Below are 22,531 nucleotides of genomic sequence, written 5' to 3'. Positions count from 1 at the left end.
GCGGCAGACATTTTATTTTTTCTCGATGCCGGGAGCCGCCTGATATCCGCCGCCCAGCGATTTCATCAACTGAATGCTTTGGATCACGCGGCGGCTATCCAGCATCAGTAATGACATCTCTTCGGCAAGCACCGGCAATTCGGCTTCGGTTGCCTGTAAGCGGCTGGTTAAACCGCGCTTGTAGGCGGCGTCGGCGGCGCGCTGGGTGAAGCGGGTCGCTTCTACGCGTTCTGCCTGCATCTTCCGCTCGTCATTCAGCGTTTGCAGACGCGTGCCATTGACTGCAACGTCGCGCACTGCGTTCAGCACGGACTGGTTGTAACGTTCAATCATCATGTTGCTGGCGGCACGAGTGCCTTCGAGATTGGCATTCAACCGTCCACCGTCAAACAGCGGCAATTTCAGGCCTGGAATGAAGTTGAACTGGCGACTGCTTTTTTTGAATAAGGTATCCAGGTGGATGGCATCAAGGCCGAAAAACGCTTTGATATCAAAGCTTGGGTAGAACAGCGCCCGCGCGGAATCCACCTGATTTAATGACGCCTGAACATACCAGCGCATGGCTTGCAGATTCGGACGTCTGGCGAGCAACTCATAAGAGAGTGTCGCCGGAATGCCGGTCTGTACCTGTGGTAACGCCACTGGTTTGATCTCCGGCATATCGCTGGCGCCCGCGCCAGTCAATGCGCGCAGAGATTCTCGTGTTTCAGTGATTTGCCCTTTGACGGCAGCAATTTGTTTATCGACCGCCAGAATCTGCGCCCGCGCGCCGTGGAACGGTACTTGCGCTTCCAGGCCGTGCGCCACTTTGCTCTGATGCGCTTTCACCGCGTAATCAATCACGCTGCGGGTTTGCTCTAACAGATCGAGCATCTGGTAGCTGGCCTGCATACTGTAATAAAGCTGCGCTACGCCTGTAGTGAGCGACAGTTCCACTGCCGCAGTTTCTGCCAGCGCGGCGTTATGCGCGCCAATGGCGGCGGCAACCGCTGAGCGATGTACGCCCCATAAATCGAGATCCAGTCCAGCAAATAAACCTACGGTGGCTTCGGTGTAGTACGGACCATCCATTCCCAGTGCGGGCGCATCCATCGCATAAGGGCTTAAAAAGCCGTTGGCAGAGACGCGCTGGCGGTTGAGCATCCCTAACGCCGCCACCTGCAATTGTGAACCAGCATCTAACAAATCTGCCTGCGACTGCGCTTTTTCTTCCCGCAATTTCGCTTCGGCGAGGGTGTGAGAACCGCTTAACGTCCGTTGGATCAGCGCATCCAGTTGTGGATCATTAAACTGTCTCCACCACTGCGCTTGCGGCCAGCCGGAACTGGCAAGATGAATATCATCGGCAAGTTTGATCTGCTCTGGTTTAAGCTGTTGATGAGGGGCTGAATCCTTACGCACTAACGCACAGCCGGAAATCAGCGTCGTGCTGCCGAGAATGCTGCACAACAACAAGCGTGAAAGTTGACGATTGATCATTGAGTGGCTCCTTGTACCTGTTCCGTGGCGGGCGTTAATGCCGGGGCTGTCCAGTCTGGCAAGCGGGCGATGAGCTGACAGACGTGTTGCTCCTGTTTTAATAAGGTGGGCAGGATGGCCTGCGAGGCGGGTATCTCTTCAAGCGTTATTTGAGGAGAACGGCTGAGCGCGGTTGCCAGACCGGCAGCGTATTTCTCCAGTGCGTCGGCAAAGTGGCTGGCTCTGTCCGGCTGGAGCGCGTGATCCAGCGCCTGAGCCGAGTTCCAGGTGGCATCCCAGGCGTGAAGAATGTCGCGTCCCTGACGAATAACTGTTTGCGAGCGTTCAATCAGTAAGGCGCGTTCATCGCCGTCCAGTTGACGTTCAAGCGCCACGCGTTGGCACATTTCTTCACAGGCATTAAACGCCGCATGTAGACCTATACGAATTTGCAGATAAGTGCGCAGAGCCGTGACTTCCTGCTGGCGCGGAATACGCATCAGTTTGCTTAACATACCCAGCGCGCCAGCCAGTTTTTGCGGCAGTGCGTGCGCTTCGCTTTCAGGCCAGACAAAGGTGTAAATCACCGCCGATACCGCCGTACCGATAAGAATGCCGATGGCACGATCGCGTATTTCCACCAGGTCGTAAACCGGACCAAAGACGTTTTCGAGCGTGGCGAGAGCAAAGGTCACCACCATCTGCGTGCCGATATAAGAAGAACGCTCAGAGCTGGTGGCGAACCACGCGCCCACCAGGAAAATCGGTGCCAGTACGAGCAGCAATTCGACAATGTTGTCCAGCCATGGCATGACCAGTAGCGTAAACAGCAACGCCAGAATTGCACCACAAAAAGCTCCGCCAAAACGTAGCGCCATCTTCTGGTACGAAGAACCGATATTGGGGTTAGCGACGATCACGCAGGTCAGCATACAGGTGTGAATGCCTTCCCAGTCCACGCCGCTGTAGAAGGTGTAACAGATCAAACAGGCCAGCAGCGTTTTTACCGCGTAACGCATATAGTCCGGATTAGTAAAGGCATCGGCGACCATTGACGGCGGTTTGGCGGCGGGCGTTGGCGGCGTGTGCGGGTCCATCTGACCAAGCTGTAACAGTGTCTGGCAAATATTCTCCAGGTTACATTCCCGTGCCGCCATCGCTTCATCTTCACTAAGCCGCCAGTCGCTTTGCCAGCACTGCCCTTTGGCAATAGCATGTTGCAGCTTGTTGATTTCAATGGCTAATTTTTGCCGAAACTCAATGATCGCCTGCGAATCAGCAAAAGAGGTGGGATCGTAGCGATTCAGCGTCGAGTAAATGTAGGTTACCGTTGCCACGCAGCTTTGCCACCATGCATTATGGGTTCGCCAGTCGGCGTCGTCCGCGAGGCAAAAGACATTCAGTTTTTGCAGCGCCAGCGCCTCTCTTTCAATCCGCGTTTCGGGTAGCGGCGCAAGGCTTTCTGTCAGGTGACGTACCGCGTCATCAAGCCGATCATTAAGCGCCTGATGCATCTGCGTAATAGCGCGGCTGGGAAACCACAGCACGCCGATTAACGTCATCAGCAAGGTTGGATAGAGGCCGACAACGATACACCACAGCGTTAAGCGCACGACCACTTCCGGGTAGTCGAGCATGGCGGGGAAGGTTTGCCCGTAAATGGCGACAATGGCGACGGCGAAAAAGACCAGTCCCAGCCGATGGGTGCGCATCAAAAACATGCAGCCCATCAGGACAGGACCTGCGATGATCAATCTGATCAACGGTTCGCCGTATGACCATTTGTAGATCAAAAACAGGCTGCCGATCTCCAGCACCGTGGCAACCACAAACAAGATCGCCACAAATTTGGTGTAAAACGCGTTCGACTGAATACCGTAAAACAGCACCGCTAGTGATAACGCCACGAAGGGGATCTCGAAGGTCATTGAGATCAGAATCACCAGCAGGCAGCCTACCCAGAGCTGCACGGTCTGCGGCACACGACCAGGTCGCCGCTCGCTTAACTCTTCATGAAAGAACGCCAGCAGCCTGACCACCGGTAATGGCAGGGAGTTGAGCGCGCTCATTATTGCGGCTCAAGATTAGCGACTGCCGACGCGCCAATACGGAACATTTCCGGGTCAGGTTTATCGACCATGATTTTGACCGGAAAACGCTGGGCAACGCGAACCCAGTTAATAGAGCGAGACACTTTCGGCAGGCCGCCCAGCACCAGACCGCCGTCATCCGGCAGCACGCCGTAGCCAATGGAATCCACTTTACCCTCGAAGGTTTTGCCGCTGTCGCTCATCAGGCGAATCGTCGCAGGCGTACCGGCATGAATATTTTTCAGATCGGTTTCGCGGAAGTTGGCGATAACGTACCAGTGACGAGTGTCGATTAGCGTGAAAATAGGGCGCATGGCAGAAGCAAATTGCCCAACCGAGGTTTTGAGGGAAATGACCCGACCATCAAACGGCGCGCGGACGGTTGCCATTTCCAGATGCAGTTTGGTTAGCGCGATATCCGCTTCCACCGCCGCACGTTGGGCGACCAGCGCATCGACGCCGCTGACGCCGCTGGCGGCTGACTGCGCCTGCAACAATACGGCATTAAGATCGGCCTCGGCAGCGCGCTGTGCGGTTCTCGCACGGTCAACGTCTTCAGCAGAAACAAAACCTTCCTTCAGCAGCGGCTCGGTGCGGCGTAATGTATCTGTGGCCTGTTTCGCGGCGGCACGGGCTTTTTCTACCGTGGCATTAACCGAGTCGGCACCAAACTGTTGCGCGTCAACGCTACGCTGGGTGAGCATAATTTGCTTATCCAGCGCCGCGAGGGAGGCTTCGGCTTTCGCCAGATTGGCTTCGTACGGGCGCGGGTCGATGCGGAACAGTAAATCGCCCTGTTTCACCGCCTGGTTGTCGGTGACCGCCAGTTCTACAATGCGACCGCTGACTTCCGGCACCAGATCAATGGTATCTGCTGACGCGTAAGCGTCATTAGTTGATGGCGCACTGTCTACGCGCCAGATAACGAAAACGAGGGCAACAAGCGCCAGCGCAACGACCAGCAGGGCAGGGATCTTACTGCGAGGAGCTTTTTTCGGCGTACTTTCCATGAGCGCATCTCAAATAGATTAGAAAAATGCCAGCCAGAACAGCATGGCGTAGAGAGCAAAAAGGGCGGTATAAATAATTCCGACAAATGCCAGATTGATATTTGCCCTCTGAATAATTCGCCTCGTGATGAGTGTCACAATAAGGCTGGCAATAGCGCAGAAAAACCAGCTGGGATAATAAGCGCCAATCACCGGGATCGCCGGAGATAATGAGCATCCCGAAACCATGATGACGGGAATTATCCAGGCTGCTTTTTTGAATTGCATCACCATGCGAGAGAGAACTGTTGGCATAATAAATACATCCTGTCTGCTGCGAACAATATCTGTAGTGAATATCAATATCCATTGAAGGCGTCAGTATGGCTATTTTCTTGATGAATAAAAATAGCTTTATTCAGCCACCGCATTCATAACTTATATATATTGTGTATTAATTTTCTGTATGTATTTTTAATATAAATACTTTCGGGGGCTTGAATGCCCCCGAAAATGAGTGGAATTAATTCGGGGTTACAATATTCACCCACAAATCGAAATTATCCAGACAAGCAATAATTTCTTCCAGTTTCGCACCATTGCCAATAATTTTGGCTTTCTTCGCTTTTACCAGATCCGCCATTTTTGCCTGTCCGGTCAGCACGGCGTGCAGATCTTCACGGCTAATGTAGAAGGACGCATTGGCTTGCGGTTGCAGCGTTTTACGGTAGTTAAGCACGCTATCGTTCAGGGTCAGGTTGAGGTTATCGCCGTTACTCATATTGAAGTTCAGGCTGATGTTCTTCCCGGCGGCTTTTTCGCTATCGAGGCGAACAGCCATAAAGTCGAACAGCATTTCGACCGACATCCCGCGAATGGTATCCGGGGAACCGGTGGTGCCGTGGCTGAACTTATGTACCCCTTCGCGCAGCTCTTTCGCGCCAGTCAGGTAGAAACCGCGCCAGGTGGCGGATTCCGCCTGATAACCAAGCTGTTCAAAGTTATTGGCTTGCAGATTCTTCGCCACCTGGTCGCCCGGATTGGCGGCAATCACCTGTTTCAGTAACTCTGCCGACCAGCGATAATCTCCCTGCTTGTTTGCTTCTTGCGCCAGGCTGATGACGCGTGCGGAACCGCCCAACGCCTGTACATAACGTTTACCCATCTCCACCTGACCATACGGATGCAGGTTTGCCGGGTTACCGTCGTAATAGCCGAGGTAGAAGTTATATACCGCACGGGCGTTGTGGCTGACAGAACCGTAATAGCCACGGCTGGCCCAGTTATTGGCAAGCGCAGGTGGCAGCTTAATCATGTCGCCGATTTCATTCATGGTGTAGCCCTGGTTTGCCAGGTGCAGGGTCTGGTCGTGAATGTACTTGATAGTATCGCGATATTTACCAATATAATCATTGATATGCTTATTGCCCCATACCGGCCAGGTGTGCGGCATAAACAGGACTTCCGCTTCGTTACCCCACATATCCAGCGTTTCGTTCAGGTACTCGGTCCATTTGCTGGTATCGCGGGTTTTCGCGCCGCGCAGAGTGTAGAAGTTGTGCAGGGTATGAGTGGCGTTCTCGGCGGTACACAGGGCTTTCAGTGCCGGAATATAGAAGTGCATTTCCGCTGGCGCTTCGCTGCCAGGGGTCATCAGGAAGTCAAACTCCAGACCGTCGATAATCATCTTCTCGCCAGTTCTGACGATTGTTTTGGTTGGCGCAATAATGCTTGGGTCACCGGTTGCCAGCGTCACGCCAAGGCCATTACCCACGTTGCCTTGCGCGTTGTGCGGCAGTAACAGACCGTAAGAGTAGAGCGCACGGCGGCTCATGATGTTACCCGCCAGCACGTTTTCACTGATGGCTTCGTCCATAAATCCAGCAGGGGCAATCACCTGCACTTTGCCCGATTTAACATCGGCTTCAGAGATAATACCTTTCACGCCACCATAGTGGTCAGTGTGGCTGTGGGTGTAGATAACCGCAACAATCGGTTTTTGCGGACGATGCTGGAAGTAAAGGTCAAGGGCGGCTTTTGCGGCAGGCGGCGTTACCAGCGGGTCGATAACAATAATGCCTTTCTCGCCTTCCACGAACGTAATGTTGGAGATGTCCTGGCCGCGCACCTGATACATTTTATCGGTGACTTTGAACAGGCCAGAAATACCGTTGATCTGTGACTGACGCCACAGGCTGGGGTTTACCGTTTCCGGCGCAGCGGCATTAATATCAAATTTGTAATCGTCCGCGCGGTAGTAAACTTTGCCGTTCGCATCACGCAGAATACCTTCATCGAGCAGCGGGGCGATAAATCCGCGCTGGGCGTCGTCAAAATCCTGACGATCGCTAAACGGTAATGATTTGGCGTAATTCTGATTTACCTGTTGCGTATATTGGGAGGTGGCTTTCGCTTCCTCTTTCGCGTAAGCGGTATTTACCATCATGCCGCTGGCGGCGGTTAACGCAATAACAATCCTGCTCAAACGGAATAACCGAGAGTTATTCATATAAATCTCCATTTATCATTTGTGTCGTAAATATGTAATCCATGCAAAATACGTCATTTAAAGCTGGCGATATCATAATTGGGAAATTGCGACTTTAATAAGTGGAAGTGTGAGCGGAACGAGCCATTTTATTAGGCATTTGTGCTGAAGGTGAAAAAGTACGGCATATCTATTAACAATATCAATAATGTGACATGAATTATATTTTTATTATATATATTGCTTTCCTCTTTCACTTCGCCAGGAAGTACGCACAATGATTAATCAGGTGAATAATGCGGAGTGTAACCATGAAACCCGTGGTGCTGGTGGTGGATGATGACGCGGCTATCTGTGCACTGTTGCAGGACGTGTTAAGCGAACATGTCTTTACGGTTTCAGTCTGCCATACCGGACAGGCGGCAATATCGTGTATTGAAGGCGATCCTGATATTGCACTGGTGGTGCTGGATATGATGTTGCCTGATACCAACGGCCTGATGGTATTACAACAACTACAGAAAATGCGTCCTGCATTGCCGGTGGTGATGCTGACCGGTCTGGGCAGTGAGTCTGATGTGGTGGTCGGGCTGGAAATGGGCGCGGATGATTACATCTGCAAGCCATTTACCCCACGGGTAGTGGTCGCGCGACTAAAAGCGGTGTTACGGCGCGTTGGCGTGCTGGCGGTCAATGAGGAGAAAAATGCCGGGCTGTCATTTAATGGCTGGTATCTCGATACCACACGCTGCCAGCTACACAATCCGCGACAGCAACTTGTTGAGCTGACTCAGGGCGAATATTGCTTGTTGCTGGCTCTGGCACAAAACGCCCGTCGGGTATTGAGCCGTGAGCAGTTGCTGGAGTTTACCCATAGTGACAGCATAGAGGTGTTTGATCGCACCATCGACGTATTAATCATGCGACTACGACGCAAAATCGAACTGAACCCGCATCAGCCAATGTTGATTAAAACTCTGCGCGGTCTGGGTTACGTCTTCGCTGCCGACGTGCATTAATCCGACATTTCTGTTTGCAGCTCTTCCAGTGTTTTTGCCCCGTCGATGGCGTTGGCGCATAACAGGCTCGCGCGTGCGCAGGCATGTGCCAGTTTGATGCTCTCGGTAAGCGTCCAGCGTTCGTGGCAGCCATACAAAAATCCGGCACAAAACGCATCACCCGCGCCGACGCTACCGATAATCTCGCGCGGTTCTAATTTCCGTGAGGGTATCCACATGCCGCCCTGTTCCGGCGTCTCTCCCCATGCGCCTTCCGCGCAGTGAATCACCACGCGCTGGCGCACGCCCGCATCTAACAGTTCGCGCGCGGCGGCGGCAATATGCGCGATATGTGGCTCGCCGTTAGGCAAACGAATCTCCAGCCCGCTAAATTCCCCAGCCTCCAGTTCGTTAATCACCAGATAATCCAGATGACGCAACGCGGGCAATACCAGCGGCTGATAGCGCGGATCGCCCTTGCGGGAAACCAGATCGAGACAGGTTTCATAGCCAGCGTCATGCATCTGCGCCAGCAGGCGGGCGCTTCGAGTGCCATAAACATCGTCTGGCATATCCAGGCTTTCGAGCAACAGCAGATAACCGAGATGGAAGATTTTCATGCTGCTATCAAGCTGGTCGAACGCCGGAAGATCCAGCAGCCGGTTAGCGCCCGGTGAATGGAAAAATGTGCGCTGTCCGCTGGGATCGGTCATCACCTGCGACATCGACGTCGGCGCAAAAGTGGTGCGCTGCACATGCTGGCGGTTGACGTGATATTGCTCCAGCATCGCCATAATGTAATCGCCATCGCTGTCCTGACCGATTAGCCCGACCGCCTGCAAAGGCAGCCCGGCGCGCATTTTCGCCAGCGTCAGCAGGACGTTAAGCGGTGCGCCACCGGTAGAGCGTTCGCTGTGGGTGATCTCCGCCAGCCAGCCGCGCTCCGGCCACTGGATAATCTGGTGGACGTGATCAACCAGCATATTTCCTGCTGCGATAATACCTTTACGTTCCATCATGCCAGCTCCTGGATTAGCTAATGCGCTACCGCCGGGCAGCGTCGCCGCCCGGCTTCGGACTTATTTCACCGTCCAGCCTTTGTAATTGCCGACGTTGTCTTTGTCGATCATCGTCACCGGGATCAGCACCGGCTCTTTCGGCGCGGGTTTGCCCTGCAAAATGTCATAACCGATCTCGACGGCTTTCGCCGCCATCACCTGTGGGTCTTGTGCGGGAGTCGCGACAAACAATGAGTTCTCACGCTTCAGCGCCTCTTCGGCGTCCGGGCTACCATCCACGCCAACAATAAAGAACTCGTTACGTTGTGCCTGTTTTGCTGCCAGATCGGCGCCGATCGCGGTGGGATCGTTAATCGCAAACACGCCGTCGATCTTCGGATTCGCCGCCAGCAGCCCGGTCATCACCTCCAGTCCGCCTTCACGACTGCCTTTGGCGTTCTGGTTGTCAGAGAGCACCTTGATGTCAGGATGGCGTTTAAATTCGGTCTGGCAGCCTTCGACGCGGTTCTGCACGGCGGACACCGGCGGGCCGTTGATGATCACCACGTTGCCTTTGCCTTTCAGGCGATCGGTGATGTATTTACAGGCCATTTCGCCCGCCTGGGTGTTATCGGAAGTAATGGTGGCGTCGGCACCTTCTGCCGCTACGTCAACCGCCACCACCACGATCCCGGCGTCTTTCGCCCGTTTCACCGCCGGGCCGATCCCTTTTGAATCGGCAGCGTTAAGGATGATCATATCGACGTTAGCGGCGATAAAGTTGTCAATTTGCGACACCTGCTGGCCTAGATCGTAGCCGCTGGAAACCAGCGTCACTTTGACGTTATCGCCTGCCAGTTTACGCGCTTCCAGCTCCGCGCCTTTGGTTATCTGTACGAAGAACGGGTTCGCCAGGTCGCCTACCGTTACGCCTATCGATTTCAGTTCTTTCGCCTGGGCGAACGGTGCCGCAGCCAGCAGCGCGCCTGCACAGAGCGCGGTCACTAAGGGCTTCAATCTCATACTGTATTCCTCATGTGTAGGGTATTGTTGTTATGCGCTTTGATGATGTCGGGTACGGTATTTGTCGATCAGCACCGCAATGATGATCACCGCCCCTTTGATCACCAACTGCCAGAAGTAAGAGACGCCCATTAAGGTCATGCCGTTGTTGAGCGTGGCGATAATCAGCGCGCCGACCAGCGTGCCGGTGATGGTGCCGATCCCGCCAACAAAACTGGTGCCGCCGAGGATCACCGCCGCAATGGCGTCCAGTTCGTAACCCATGCCTAAGTTGCCGTTGGCGCTGTATAGCCGCGAGGCGCTCATAATCCCGCCCAGCCCTGAAAGCAGGCCGCTCATGCCATAAACAAACAGCAGCACCAGCCAGACCTTAATGCCGGTAAGACGCGCCGCCTGCATATTGCCGCCGACGGCGTAGATATGAACGCCAAGTGTGGTGCGGCGCAGAATAAACCAGCACACCACGATCACCGCCAGCGCAATCACCACCAGCCACGGGACCGGCCCGAGATAGTTATTACCTATCCACTCGAAATTAATGTTGGAGTTGATGACCGTGGTGCCGTCTGCCAGCAGATACGCCGCCCCGCGTAGCGCCGTATAGGTGCCGAGCGTGACGATAAATGGCGGCAATCCGGCAAAGGCCACCAGTGCGCCGTTGAACAACCCCAGCAGCAGGCCGAGCATCAGCGCCGCTGGAATCGACAGCATGGCGAACTCCGGGCTAAGGGAGACGACCATCGCCGCCACCGCCGTGGTGCCGAGAATTGAACCTACAGAAAGATCGATCCCGCCGGTCAAAATGATGAAGGTCATTCCTGCCGCCAGCACAATGTTGATCGACGCCTGGCGGGTAATATTCAGCAGGTTACTTTCGGTAAAAAAGTTCGGCGCGATAAAGCCAAAAACCGCCACGATCAGGATCAGAATCGGCAAAATGCCGACCGTTTGCATCAGATCGCTCATTAACATTTTTTTGGCAGAGGTCTTTGCAGATGTCGTCATGAGCGCACCGCCTGGGAATGGGCGTCGTTGACGCCGGTCGCTAAGGTCATAATGTTTTCCTGGGTGATGTTGTTGCCGTTTAACTCACCGGCAATGCTGCCTTCGCGCATTACATAAACGCGATCGCTCATCCCGACTATCTCCGGCAGTTCGCTGGAGATCATCAGGATCGCCACGCCCTTGCGCGCCATCTCGTTCATGATCCGGTAGATCTCGCTTTTTGCGCCGACATCCACGCCGCGCGTGGGTTCATCGAGCAGTAAAATGCGTGGGTCAATCGCCACCCAGCGGGAGATCAACAGTTTTTGCTGATTACCGCCCGAAAGCCCACCTGCTCGCACCTGGGCATGAGGCACGCGGATGTTGAGCAACTTAATGGCGTCATCGGAAATGGTTTGTGCTTTTTTGCGATTGAGCATCCCCCAGCTGGCATCGCGCTCCAGGGTTGCCATGGTGATGTTTTCGGCTGCCGCCATTTCAAGGAACAATCCCTGTTCTTTGCGGTTTTCGGTGAGAAAACCAATGCCAAGATCGATGGCTTCGCGCGGGGAGTGGATCACCACCGGTTCGCCATCGACTTCAATCATTCCGCCTGTCGCTTTCCGCACGCCGAAAATTAACTGCGCCAGTTCGGAACGTCCGGCGCCCACCAGCCCGGCGAGGCCGACAATTTCGCCGGAACGCACCAGCAGGCTACTCGGCTGGACTTTGCCGCCGTCGGTCAGGTGGTGAACGTTCAGGCGGGCTTTGCCGAGCGGGATATCGCGCTCTTTATTGAACAGATCGCTCAGCGGCCTGCCGACCATCATCCGCACCAGTTCCCCGGCGTTGAGATTGTCGCGGGTCAGGCTGCCAACGTATTGCCCGTCACGCAGCACGCTGACGCGATCGGAAAGCTCATACACTTCTGCCATGCGGTGGCTGATGTAGATAATCGCCATCCCTTCATCGCGCAGTCGCATAATCAGTTCAAACAGGCGGTGAGTTTCGCGGGAGGAGAGGGCGGCGGTAGGTTCGTCCATCACCAGAATGCGGCTGTTGCGATGCAACGCGCGGGCGATTTCGACCTGCTGTTGCTCGGCGATGGTCAGCGTCATGACTTTATCGCTGGCGTTAAACTGCGCGCCGAGGCGGTCGATCACTTTTTGCGCCTGCACCAGCATCTCTTTACGCTGCACCAGCCCGCCGTGGGAAAGCTCGCTGCCGAGGAAAATATTTTCTGCCACCGTCAGATTCGGTGCCAGCTGCATCTCCTGATAAATCAGCGTAATACCGGCGCTTAAGGCATCTTTCGGTGTGCGAATGTGAAAGGGCTTGCCGTCTATCAGGATCTCGCCGCTGGTGGCGGTATACGCCCCCGCCAGCACCTTCATCAGCGTGCTTTTTCCGGCGCCGTTTTCCCCCATCAGGGCATGGATCTCGCCAGGGTAAACCGTCAAATCCACCCCTTTGAGCGCGTAAAATTTGCCGAAGGCTTTGGCAATATTGCGCATCTCCAGAACTGGCGTGCTGTTCATGGCGGACTCCTGCGAGGTTGTCGATATCAGCACTCCATCACAGGAAAGTAAATGCAAAATGTCAGAAGCCGTTCATATTTGTCATATTGCGATTTTTCTTTACGGAGCGTGATATGGCGCACCCCGGACGTCACTTTTTTGCCAGCGCGCGCGGGCGGTTGCTGCTTTTAAATTTGCTTGTGGTGGCGGTGACGCTGATGGTCAGCGGCGTGGCGGTAATGGGCTTTCGTCATGCCAGCCAGATGCAGGAGCAGGTGCAGCAGCAAACGGTGGATGATATGACCGGCAGCCTGAATCTGGCGCGCGACACCGCAAACGTGGCGACAGCGGCGGTGCGATTATCACAGGTGGTGGGGGCGCTGGAATATAAAGGTGAAGCCGAGCGATTGCAGGAGACACAGCGGGCATTAAAAAGCTCGCTTGCACAACTGGCGAACGCGCCTTTAGCACAGCAGGACGCCGGGCTGGTGGCGCGAATCATCCAGCGCAGTAATGAACTGCAAACCAGCGTCGGCGGAATGCTGGAGCGGGGGCAAAGGCGGCACCTGGAACGTAACGCGCTGTTAAGTTCGCTATATCAAAACTTAAGTTATCTGCGGCATCTGCAAAAAGTCACTTACGCGGAAGATGATCTTTTGCTTAACGAGATGAACCGGCTGATCGTTGCCGCCATTGCCACTCCAGCACCGCAGGCGATTATTCATCAACTGGTTGAAGTGATGTCTGCGCTGCCGACTCATAGTGATACGCCGTTAGTAAATACGCTACTTACTGATTTCAATGATGAACTACGTAAACTCGCGCCGCTTTCGGCGTCACTGGAGCAAAGCGATCTGGCGATTAGCTGGTATATGTTTCACATCAAAGCTCTGGTGGCGATCCTTAACAGCGATATAAACCATTATGCCGAACAGGTGGCGATGCTTTCCGGTCAGCGGGTAGCACAAAGTTACCAGGATCTGCGCTCCGGCGAGAGGGTGATCATGATTTTTGCCCTGTTAGCGGTGGTGATCACCGCATTTGCAGGTTGGTACATCTATCGCAATCTCGGCTCAAACCTGACGGCGATTTCCCGCGCCATGAGCCGTCTGGCGCACGGTGAAGCAGACGTCAGCTTTCCGGCGTTACAGCGGCGCGATGAGTTAGGTGAACTGGCACGCGCCTTTAACGTCTTCGCCCGTAATACCGCATCGCTTGAGCGGACGTCACGGCTGCTGAAAGAGAAAACCACGCAGATGGAGATTGCTCAAACCGAGCGGCAGGGGCTGGAAGAGGCGCTGTTGCATAGCCAGAAACTAAAAGCGGTCGGGCAACTGACGGGGGGACTGGCGCATGATTTTAATAATCTGTTGGCGGTGATTATTGGCAGCCTGGAGCTGGTGAACACAGACTCGCCCGACGCGCCGCGAATACAGCGAGCGCAGCAAGCCGCCGAACGTGGCGCGCTACTAACCCAGCGACTGTTGGCGTTTTCCCGCAAGCAGTCCTTACATCCACAAGCCATTGAACTGAAAACATTACTGGAAGAGTTAAGCGAATTGATGCGCCACTCCTTACCGGCAACGCTGACGCTGGAGATTGAAGCGCAGTCTCCGGCGTGGCCTGCGTGGATTGACGTCAGCCAACTGGAAAACGCCATCATCAACCTGGTGATGAACGCTCGTGATGCGATGGAAGGGCTGACGGGAACCCTCAAAATCCGCACCTGGAACCAGCGTGTCACCCGTAGCGGTGGGCAGCGTCAGGACATGGTGGCTCTGGAGGTTATCGATCATGGCTGTGGAATGTCGCAGGAGGTGAAAAGCCAGGTATTCGAGCCGTTCTTTACCACCAAACAGACGGGCAGTGGCAGCGGGCTGGGCTTGTCGATGGTCTATGGTTTCGTGCGTCAGTCCGGCGGGAGGGTGGAAATCGAAAGCGCGCCGGGGCAGGGAACGACAGTCAGACTACAGCTTCCCCGTGCGTTGTTGGCGGCGAAAAATGTATCGTCAGCGGTGGTAGAACAGACAGCCGTCAGCAGCGATAAGCTGGTGTTGGTGCTGGAAGATGAAGCTGCAGTACGCCAGACAATCTGCGAACAGTTGCACCTGCTGGGCTATTTGACGCTGGAAGCCAGCAGCGGCGAACAGGCGCTGGATCTGCTGGCGGCATCAGTGGAAATCGATATTTTTATCAGCGACTTAATGCTCCCAGGCGGTATGAGCGGCGCAGAAGTGGTCAATGCAGCACGCAAACGCTACCCACACCTGACGCTGCTGCTCATCAGCGGTCAGGATTTACGCCCCAGCTATAACCCCGCGTTGCCAGAAGTGGCGCTGCTGCGCAAACCTTTTACCCGCGTGCAACTGGCGCAGGCATTGGGGCAAATTGAGGGATGATTTTCAGAATTTATCAAGAGGCCTGGAGCAAACGTGCTGCTATTGTGAGCAATTCTGCTCTGAATGGGATATAAAAGGAATTATGTCAGTACTGACAAGAGGCGATTCACATATGATCGTGATGCCAACCACCTATAGCCCAATGACGGTTGCTCGTTCTTTTCGCGTGGTGGAAGAGATCGAGCTTTCCGGGCGTCTGTTACAGGTGATTTATGACAGCCAGACGCCAAGAGCGGCCATCATTGAAGCGGACATTGAAGTTTTTGCAGGCGTGCCACGTCATCGGGTACTCGCCGCTCTCGACCTGCAGCGTAAAAAAGAGTTCGGCAGCGATATTATTGCCGTTGAACGCTGGTGGGAAGACTCGGATCTGGTACAAGTGGAAGGTATCTGCGTCTCCCCAGGTGAACGCGATAAAGGTCTGGCAACGCGACTGTATGAAGCGTTAATCCTGCAATGCGGAATCACACTCATCAGCGATTTTGATCAGTATGATGGCGGGAAGATGCTCCGGCAGAAGATCGCGCGCGAGTCCGATCAGATTTCGGTGTTTATATTAGACACTGAACAAGAGACATTTTGGCCTTACGATGGCACGAAAGTGATCTACGATGGTGGCTGCATTCCGGAAGAACGTATCTGGAGTATTTCTCCGGATCAAAAATGTCATAGCATTGTGCTGGTGGCGGAAAATAAACGGCGAGCTATCCAGCTAATGGAAGAGTCTGCGCCTTACCGTATTTGAGATTACTCCGCTACTCCGGTTATTCACACTCAACTAACGTTAAGCCAGTCCATCACAGAGACTGTCTTATGAAACCTTACTCCACGCTCTTTCTTTTCACCCTGCTCACGCTGACCACCGTTCCGGCTCAGGCCGATATTATCGACGACACGATTGGTAATATTCAGCAGGCGATTAACGACGCTTATAACCCTGACCGTGGGCGTGACTATGAAGATTCGCGCGACGACGGCTGGCAGCGTCAAGTGAGCGACGATCGTCGCAGACAATATGACGACCGCCGCCGCCAGTTTGAAGATCGCCGCAGGCAGCTGGACGACCGCCAGCGCCAGCTTGATCAGGAGCGTCGGCAGCTGGAAGATGAAGAGCGGAGAATGGAAGATGAGTATGGGCGGTGATGTTGGGTATGGGGCAGGCATCGCCCCTCCCCCTAATTCTCCCCATCAGCTATTAAGGCCCGGCTATTGTGTTGACTGCTGCTTAACGACATTAATCATCCACGGCACTCCAAATTTATCGGTAACTTTGCCGAAGCCATGTGCCCAGAAGGTTTCCTGCCAGTCCATTTCGATTTTTCCGTTGGCGGCAAGGTTGTCAAACCAACGTTTCCCTTCCTCGACCTGTTGCGAATCGAGCACCAACGTAAATCCGGAGTAGTTGGCTTTTCCTGACGGTATGGCATCGCTCATCATGATGTCGCTTCCGGCAATGCGCACGTTAGCATGGGCGATGGCAGTATCGGGAAATTGCATCCCTGAAGGACAACCTTCGGAGCTTTCCTGCGCGGGTTTCGGCATTTCCCCAAAGCTGATTTTATAGAGCAGTTCCGCATCTAACGTGCGTTGGTAATAGGCTATGGCGTCGGCACAGTTACCGGCAAAAGAGATATAGGGGCTTAACGGCATGATGGTGACCTCAGTTAAGAGAAGTCAGTTAAGTGTAGTTTGAATTTTGTACAGATGAAGAGTAGGCCTGATAAGACGCGCAAGCGTCGCATCAGGCATTGGCACCGTTGCCGGATGCGGCGTAAACGCCTTATTCCGGCCTACGGATGGCGCGGGAATTTGTAGGCCTGATAAGACGCGTAAGCGTCGCATCAGGCATTTGGCACCGTTGCCGGATGTATCGCACCCGGCATTCGAAATCAATTCTTTTTCACAAACTCAGATTTCAGTTTCATCGGACCAAAACCGTCGATTTTGCAATCGATGTTATGGTCGCCTTCAACCAGGCGGATGTTTTTCACTTTGGTGCCGATTTTCAGCATCGAAGAGCTACCTTTCACCTTCAGATCTTTAATGATGGTAACGCTGTCGCCGTCAGCCAGCAGGTTGCCGTTAGCATCTTTAACGATCAGCTCGTCGCTTTCCTGCGCAGGTTCAGCGTCGTTCCATTCGTAGGCGCATTCCGGGCAGATGTACATGCCGTTATCTTCGTAGGTGTATTCGGAGTTGCATTTCGGGCAGTGTGGTAATGACATGTGGATTTCCTCAAAAGTCAGCAGGGCAAAAGCGCCAAAAAACGGCAGATTGCCGAAAAAGGCCGCAATTATACACAAAATCCCTGCGTTTGTCGGGGGTACTGCTGATTTTAGTCGACGATCGTTTTCATTTGAAAGACAACGCAAAAAGAAAATAATCTTTTTGCCTCTGTTTATTATTTAAGTTAAGGTTAACTCTCTTCTTGTTCTTTTTTTAATTAAATTGTTATTTTATCTTTCTGACTTTTAACTTGTCGGAAGAGATTTATTCATCCGAATAAAAACAACATATTAAATATAAAAATTATTTCCTGCAGTAATTATAAAAGCCGACAACAGAACGAAAAAACGATCTGGCTAAATAAAAATAATGAAATTTGCTTTAAGGAAGAATTTTCCATGTACACACAGACAATATATGAGTTAAGTCAGGAGGCTGAACGTCTGTTACAGCTTTCCAGACAACAGTTGCAGTTACTGGAAAAAATGCCGCTCTCTGTGCCCGGAGAAGATGCACCACCACTGGCTTTACCCTGGAGTCAGCCTAATATCGCCGAGCGTCACGCAATGCTGAATAATGAGCTGCGAAAAATTTCCCGTCTGGAAATGGTGCTGGCGATTATTGGCACCATGAAAGCAGGGAAATCAACCACCATTAACGCTATTGTTGGCACTGAAGTTCTGCCTAATCGCAATCGCCCTATGACTGCGCTGCCGACGCTTATTCGCCATACGCCGGGGCAAAAAGAACCGGTGCTGCATTTTTCACATGTCGCACCAATCGACAGTTTAATCCAACAATTACAACAACGCCTGCGCGATTGCGATATTGAGCATCTGACCGAACTGCTGGAAATAGATAAAGATATGCGTGCGCTTATGCAGCGGATCGAAAATGGCGTTGCTTTTGAAAAATATTATCTTGGTGCCCAGCCAATTTTTCATTGCCTGAAAAGTTTGAATGATTTGGTGCGTCTGGCGAAGGCGCTGGACGTCGATTTTCCTTTTTCTGCTTACGCCGCCATTGAGCATATTCCAGTAATTGAAGTGGAGTTTGTCCATCTGGCAGGGCTGGAGAGTTATCCCGGGCAGTTGACGCTGCTGGATACCCCCGGACCGAATGAAGCCGGACAACCGCATCTGCAAAAAATGCTTAACGAGCAACTGGCGCACGCCTCCGCAGTGCTGGCGGTGCTGGACTATACGCAACTGAAGTCAATCTCCGATGAAGAAGTGCGTGAGGCGGTTTTAGCGGTGGGGAAATCAGTACCGCTGTATGTGCTCGTCAATAAGTTCGATCAGCAGGATCGTAACAGTGACGATGCTGAACAGGTGCGGGCGCTGATTTCCGGGACGTTGATGAAAGGTTGTGTTACGCCAGGGCAGATATTTCCGGTATCGTCGATGTGGGGCTATCTGGCAAATCGGGCACGTCATGAGTTAGCTAACAATGGTAAGTTGCCAGCACCGGAGCAACAACGCTGGGTGGAGGATTTTGCCCATGCCGCGCTTGGCAGGCGCTGGTGCAATGCCGATCTGGCAGATATCGACCATATTCGCCATGCTGCCGATCAACTGTGGGAAGATTCGCTGTTCGCCCAACCGGTTCAGGCATTACTCCATGCCGCCTACGCCAACGCGTCGTTATATGCACTGCGATCTGCCTCGCATAAGTTGTTGAATTATGCCCAACAAGCGCGGGAATACCTTGATTTTCGCGCACACGGGCTGAACGTCGTTTGCGAGCAATTGCGGCAAAATATCCTCCAGGTTGAAGAAAATATGCAGCTATTGCAGCTTAATCAGGTGCAGGTGAGTGGCGAGATTAAACATGAAATCGAGGTGGCTCTGGCATCAGCCAACGACTTTCTGCGTCAGCAGCAAGACGAGGTGAATACCCAGTTAGCAGTGCTGTTTCAACATGATTCGTGGCCGTTAAGCGAGATTCGTACCCGCTGCGAGACGCTGTTACAGGCGGCACAGACCAAAATCAGCCGTGACTTTACGCTGCGTTTTGCTGAACTGGAATCAACCCTTTGCCGGGTGTTAAGCGATGTTATTCACCCCATCGAGCAACGGGTAAAAACAGAATTGAATGAGTCCGGGTTTCGCCCCGGCTTTCATTTTCCTGCTTTTCACGGCGCAGTCCCACACTTCAATACTCGCCAGCTGTTCAGTGATGCAATATCCCACCAGGAAGCAATGGATGAGCAGAGCAGCCGTTTTGGCATTGTGCGTGAGACGTTCTCGCGCTGGCTGAATCAGCCTGACTGGGGACGGGGTGGTGAGAAATCACCGCCAGAGGCCGTTGATTACAGTGCGCTACAACGAACGTTAACCGAAGAAGTAGACCTTTATTGCCAACAAATGGCTAAAGCTTTGGCGGTTCAGGTCGATGATTCTGTCACGGCAGGCATGAACACTTTTTTCGCTGATTTCGCGTTATGTTTGACGGAATTACAGGCGCGTTTACGCGATAGTCTGGCTCTGCGTCAACAAAATGAATCCGTGGTCAGGATGATGCAGCAGCAATTGCAACAGACCGTGATGATTCATGGCTGGATTTATACGGACTCTCAGTTGTTACGCGATGATATTCAAACTCTTTTCATGGCAGAACAGTATTGACAAAGACGTTACTGGACGGCTCTGGTCGCGTACTGGAGTCAGTTTATCCCCGCTTTTTGGTGGATCTGGCGCAGGGCGATGATGCCCGCTATCCACAAACCCATCAGCAGCAGCTTCGTGAACGACTGATGCAGGAGATCCTTGCTCGCGCACAGCTTCAGACGTGGGCGAATGCCGGAATGTTAAATGCGCCACTTAGCCTGCGCCTGACATTGGTGGAAAAACTGGCGGCGATGCTTGATCCCGGTCATCTGGCGCTGACGCAGATCGCGCAACATTTGGCACTATTGCAAAAAATGGATCACCGTTCGTACTCTGCTTTCCCGGAACTTCCCCAGCAAATCGCCGCGTTGTATGAGTGGTTTTCTGCCCGCTGTCGCTGGAAGGAAAAAGCGTTAATGCAACGAGGGTTACTGGTTCAGGCAGGTGAGCAGAGTGAGCAAATTTTTACCCGCTGGCGTGCTGGTGCGTATAACGCCTGGTCGCTACCGGGACGTTGTTTTATTGCTCTGGAGGAGCTGCGCTGGGGAGCGTTTGGTGATGCCTGTCGTCTGGGTAATCCACAAGCAGCGGCGTCGTTGCTTGACGATTTGCGCGTGAAAGCGACGCAATATCTGGCAGATAGTATCAATGCGGCACCGACCACTCGCCATTATTACCATCAGTGGTTTTCCCCTCCTGGAGCCCCGACAGGCGGGGATCATGCAGACTTTTTAAGTTGGCTTGGCAAGTGGTCGGATGCCGATAAGCAGCCTGTTTGCTGGTCAGTAACCCAACGCTGGCAAACCGTCGCGTTGGGGATGCCACGGCTCTGTTCAGCACAGCGTCTGGCGGGGGCAATGGTCGAAGAAATCTTCTCTGTAAATTGACTGTAAATAATCAGTTACATCAATGAGTGCTCAACGAAATCCATATGTGAAGTTGATCACAAATTTAAACGCTGGTAGGGTAAAAAGGTCATTAACTGCCCAATTCAGGCGTCAACAGGTTTGATTGTACAATCCTTAATCGGATCGTGTAAGCAAACCAGCTACGCTTGTTACAGAGATTGCACCCTGCAATTCCCGCTCCCCTTTTGCGGGCGCCGCGTCTATTTGCCTGACGCGTGCGGAAATGGGCTTACTCTGCGAGGAAAGCTATGCTGAAAAGGAAAAAAGTAAAACCGATAACCCTTCGTGATGTCACCATTATTGATGACGGTAAACTGCGAAAAGCCATTACTGCAGCATCGCTGGGTAATGCAATGGAATGGTTCGATTTTGGTGTTTATGGTTTTGTTGCTTACGCATTAGGTAAAGTATTTTTCCCGGGGGCTGACCCCAGCGTGCAGATGGTTGCTGCACTTGCCACCTTCTCCGTTCCCTTTCTGATTCGACCGCTTGGCGGACTCTTCTTCGGTATGTTGGGCGATAAATATGGTCGCCAGAAGATCCTCGCTATCACTATTGTGATTATGTCGATCAGTACGTTCTGTATCGGTTTAATACCGTCCTACGCCTCTATTGGTATTTGGGCGCCGATTTTGCTGTTGATCTGTAAGATGGCACAAGGTTTCTCGGTCGGCGGTGAATATACCGGAGCGTCGATATTTGTTGCGGAATACTCACCTGACCGTAAACGTGGCTTTATGGGCAGCTGGCTGGACTTCGGTTCTATTGCCGGGTTTGTGCTGGGTGCGGGCGTGGTGGTGTTGATTTCGACCATCGTCGGTGAAGAGAACTTCCTTGACTGGGGCTGGCGTATTCCGTTCTTTATCGCGCTGCCGCTGGGAATTATTGGGCTTTATCTTCGTCATGCTTTAGAAGAGACGCCAGCGTTCCAGCAACATGTTGAGAAACTGGAACAGGGTGACCGCGAAGGTTTGCAGGATGGCCCGAAAGTCTCGTTTAAAGAGATTGCCACCAAACACTGGCGCAGTCTGTTGACATGTATTGGTCTGGTGATCGCCACCAACGTGACTTACTACATGTTGCTGACTTATATGCCGAGTTATTTGTCGCATAACCTGCATTACTCCGAAGACCACGGGGTGCTGATTATTATCGCGATTATGATCGGTATGCTGTTTGTTCAGCCGGTGATGGGCTTGCTGAGTGACCGTTTTGGCCGTCGTCCGTTTGTGATCCTCGGCAGTGTTGCGTTGTTTGCGCTGGCGATCCCGGCGTTTATCCTGATTAACAGCAATATTATCGGCCTGATTTTCGCCGGGTTGCTGATGCTGGCGGTGATCCTTAACTGCTTTACGGGTGTTATGGCCTCTACCTTGCCAGCGATGTTCCCGACACATATCCGTTACAGTGCGCTGGCGGCGGCATTTAATATTTCGGTGTTGGTTGCCGGTCTGACGCCAACGCTGGCGGCCTGGCTGGTGGAAAGCTCGCATAATCTGATGATGCCTGCCTATTACCTGATGGTAGTGGCGGTGATTGGTTTAATCACCGGCGTGACCATGAAAGAGACGGCGAATCGTCCACTGAAAGGTGCGACGCCTGCGGCGTCAGATTTGCAGGAAGCGAAGGAAATTCTCGTCGAGCATTACGATAATATTGAGCAGAAAATCGAGGATATTGACCAGGAAATTGCCGATTTGCAGGCGAAACGTACCCGCCTGGTGCAGCAACATCCGCGAATTGATGAGTAAGCTGAAACGGATTGCCTGATGCGACACTCTCTTATCAGGCCAACAATCGAACTCTTAAGGTTCACTTAATCTCTGACGCGCATACTCTCCTCC

18 protein-coding genes are annotated in these 22,531 nt (G+C 53.1%); 7 read left to right on the top strand and 11 right to left on the bottom strand.

What is annotated here, in order from left to right; genetic code table 11:
• Positions 1-12 precede the first annotated feature (12 nt).
• The 5 genes from mdtP to yjcS form a co-directional block, all read right to left on the bottom strand.
• Positions 13-1,479 carry a multidrug efflux transporter outer membrane subunit MdtP gene (gene mdtP, locus RGV86_RS11040; RefSeq protein WP_085461280.1) on the bottom strand — a complete coding sequence of 489 codons (1,467 nt, stop codon included), beginning with the start codon at positions 1,477-1,479 and terminating at the stop codon, positions 13-15.
• The gene (gene mdtO / locus RGV86_RS11035; RefSeq protein ID WP_085461279.1) at positions 1,476-3,527 is read right to left on the bottom strand and encodes a multidrug efflux transporter permease subunit MdtO; all 2,052 of its coding nucleotides are present in this window, start codon (positions 3,525-3,527) and stop codon (positions 1,476-1,478) included. The genes mdtP and mdtO overlap by 4 nt, the downstream gene beginning before the upstream one ends.
• On the bottom strand, positions 3,527-4,558 hold the full coding sequence (gene mdtN, locus RGV86_RS11030; RefSeq protein ID WP_085461278.1) for a multidrug efflux transporter periplasmic adaptor subunit MdtN: 1,032 nt from the start codon (positions 4,556-4,558) through the stop codon (positions 3,527-3,529). Before mdtN ends, mdtO begins: the two co-directional genes overlap by 1 nt.
• Before the next feature lie 18 nt (positions 4,559-4,576).
• Positions 4,577-4,852, bottom strand: coding sequence for a YtcA family lipoprotein (locus RGV86_RS11025; RefSeq protein WP_010344852.1), 276 nt, complete (start codon positions 4,850-4,852; stop codon positions 4,577-4,579).
• Positions 4,853-5,060: 208 nt separating this feature from the next.
• Positions 5,061-7,046 (bottom strand): alkyl sulfatase YjcS, encoded by a 1,986-nt coding sequence (gene yjcS / locus RGV86_RS11020; protein WP_032226458.1) that lies wholly within the window; start codon positions 7,044-7,046, stop codon positions 5,061-5,063.
• Positions 7,047-7,336: 290 nt separating this feature from the next.
• Between yjcS and RGV86_RS11015 the strand changes: the two genes are divergently transcribed.
• Complete coding sequence (locus RGV86_RS11015; RefSeq protein WP_000805926.1) at positions 7,337-8,044, top strand: response regulator transcription factor; 708 nt, start codon at positions 7,337-7,339, stop codon at positions 8,042-8,044.
• Here the strand turns inward: RGV86_RS11015 and RGV86_RS11010 are convergent.
• The 4 genes from RGV86_RS11010 to RGV86_RS10995 are packed head-to-tail and all read right to left on the bottom strand — an operon-like array spanning position 8,041 to position 12,566.
• Complete coding sequence (locus RGV86_RS11010; protein ID WP_000970595.1) at positions 8,041-9,042, bottom strand: carbohydrate kinase family protein; 1,002 nt, start codon at positions 9,040-9,042, stop codon at positions 8,041-8,043. The two genes, RGV86_RS11015 and RGV86_RS11010, sit on opposite strands and share 4 nt — an antisense overlap.
• Positions 9,043-9,102: 60 nt before the next feature.
• On the bottom strand, positions 9,103-10,044 hold the full coding sequence (locus tag RGV86_RS11005; RefSeq protein WP_032226457.1) for an ABC transporter substrate-binding protein: 942 nt from the start codon (positions 10,042-10,044) through the stop codon (positions 9,103-9,105).
• Between the two features lie 30 nt (positions 10,045-10,074).
• Positions 10,075-11,049: an ABC transporter permease subunit gene (locus tag RGV86_RS11000; protein WP_000213467.1), complete on the bottom strand. Its 975-nt coding sequence runs from the start codon at positions 11,047-11,049 to the stop codon at positions 10,075-10,077.
• Complete coding sequence (locus tag RGV86_RS10995; protein WP_001089396.1) at positions 11,046-12,566, bottom strand: sugar ABC transporter ATP-binding protein; 1,521 nt, start codon at positions 12,564-12,566, stop codon at positions 11,046-11,048. Before RGV86_RS10995 ends, RGV86_RS11000 begins: the two co-directional genes overlap by 4 nt.
• 113 nt (positions 12,567-12,679) lie before the next feature.
• Here RGV86_RS10995 and RGV86_RS10990 point away from each other — a divergent pair, with 113 nt between their 5' ends.
• The 3 genes from RGV86_RS10990 (at position 12,680) to yjdP (ending at position 16,087) form a co-directional block, all read left to right on the top strand.
• Positions 12,680-14,944 carry a hybrid sensor histidine kinase/response regulator gene (locus RGV86_RS10990; protein WP_085461277.1) on the top strand — a complete coding sequence of 755 codons (2,265 nt, stop codon included), beginning with the start codon at positions 12,680-12,682 and terminating at the stop codon, positions 14,942-14,944.
• Positions 14,945-15,056: 112 nt separating this feature from the next.
• Complete coding sequence (locus tag RGV86_RS10985; RefSeq protein WP_137598362.1) at positions 15,057-15,689, top strand: GNAT family protein; 633 nt, start codon at positions 15,057-15,059, stop codon at positions 15,687-15,689.
• A gap of 68 nt (positions 15,690-15,757) precedes the next feature.
• A complete protein-coding gene (yjdP, locus tag RGV86_RS10980) occupies positions 15,758-16,087 on the top strand; it encodes a DDRRRQL repeat protein YjdP (RefSeq protein ID WP_000806200.1) in 330 nt (109 codons plus the stop codon).
• 63 nt (positions 16,088-16,150) lie between these two features.
• Here the strand turns inward: yjdP and yjdN are convergent, their stop codons facing one another.
• Positions 16,151-16,594, bottom strand: a complete 444-nt coding sequence (gene yjdN / locus RGV86_RS10975) for a VOC family metalloprotein YjdN (protein ID WP_001131294.1) — start codon at positions 16,592-16,594, stop codon at positions 16,151-16,153.
• Between the two features lie 239 nt (positions 16,595-16,833).
• Positions 16,834-17,169 carry a zinc ribbon domain-containing protein YjdM gene (locus tag RGV86_RS10970; protein WP_001300891.1) on the bottom strand — a complete coding sequence of 112 codons (336 nt, stop codon included), beginning with the start codon at positions 17,167-17,169 and terminating at the stop codon, positions 16,834-16,836.
• Positions 17,170-17,568: 399 nt separating this feature from the next.
• Between RGV86_RS10970 and crfC the strand changes: the two genes are divergently transcribed.
• The 3 genes from crfC (at position 17,569) to proP (ending at position 22,438) form a co-directional block, all read left to right on the top strand.
• Positions 17,569-19,797, top strand: a complete 2,229-nt coding sequence (crfC, locus tag RGV86_RS10965) for a clamp-binding protein CrfC (protein WP_085461275.1) — start codon at positions 17,569-17,571, stop codon at positions 19,795-19,797.
• Positions 19,794-20,666, top strand: a complete 873-nt coding sequence (locus RGV86_RS10960) for a diguanylate cyclase regulator RdcB family protein (protein ID WP_085461274.1) — start codon at positions 19,794-19,796, stop codon at positions 20,664-20,666. Before crfC ends, RGV86_RS10960 begins: the two co-directional genes overlap by 4 nt.
• 269 nt (positions 20,667-20,935) lie before the next feature.
• Entirely contained in the window at positions 20,936-22,438 is a 1,503-nt protein-coding gene (gene proP / locus RGV86_RS10955) for a glycine betaine/L-proline transporter ProP (RefSeq protein WP_010353876.1), read from the top strand.
• Positions 22,439-22,531: the final 93 nt, after the last annotated feature.

Source organism: Escherichia ruysiae, assembly GCF_031323975.1.
GTDB classification, from domain to species: Bacteria; Pseudomonadota; Gammaproteobacteria; order Enterobacterales; family Enterobacteriaceae; genus Escherichia; species Escherichia ruysiae.
This window is presented reverse-complemented; position numbering and strand designations above follow the sequence as displayed.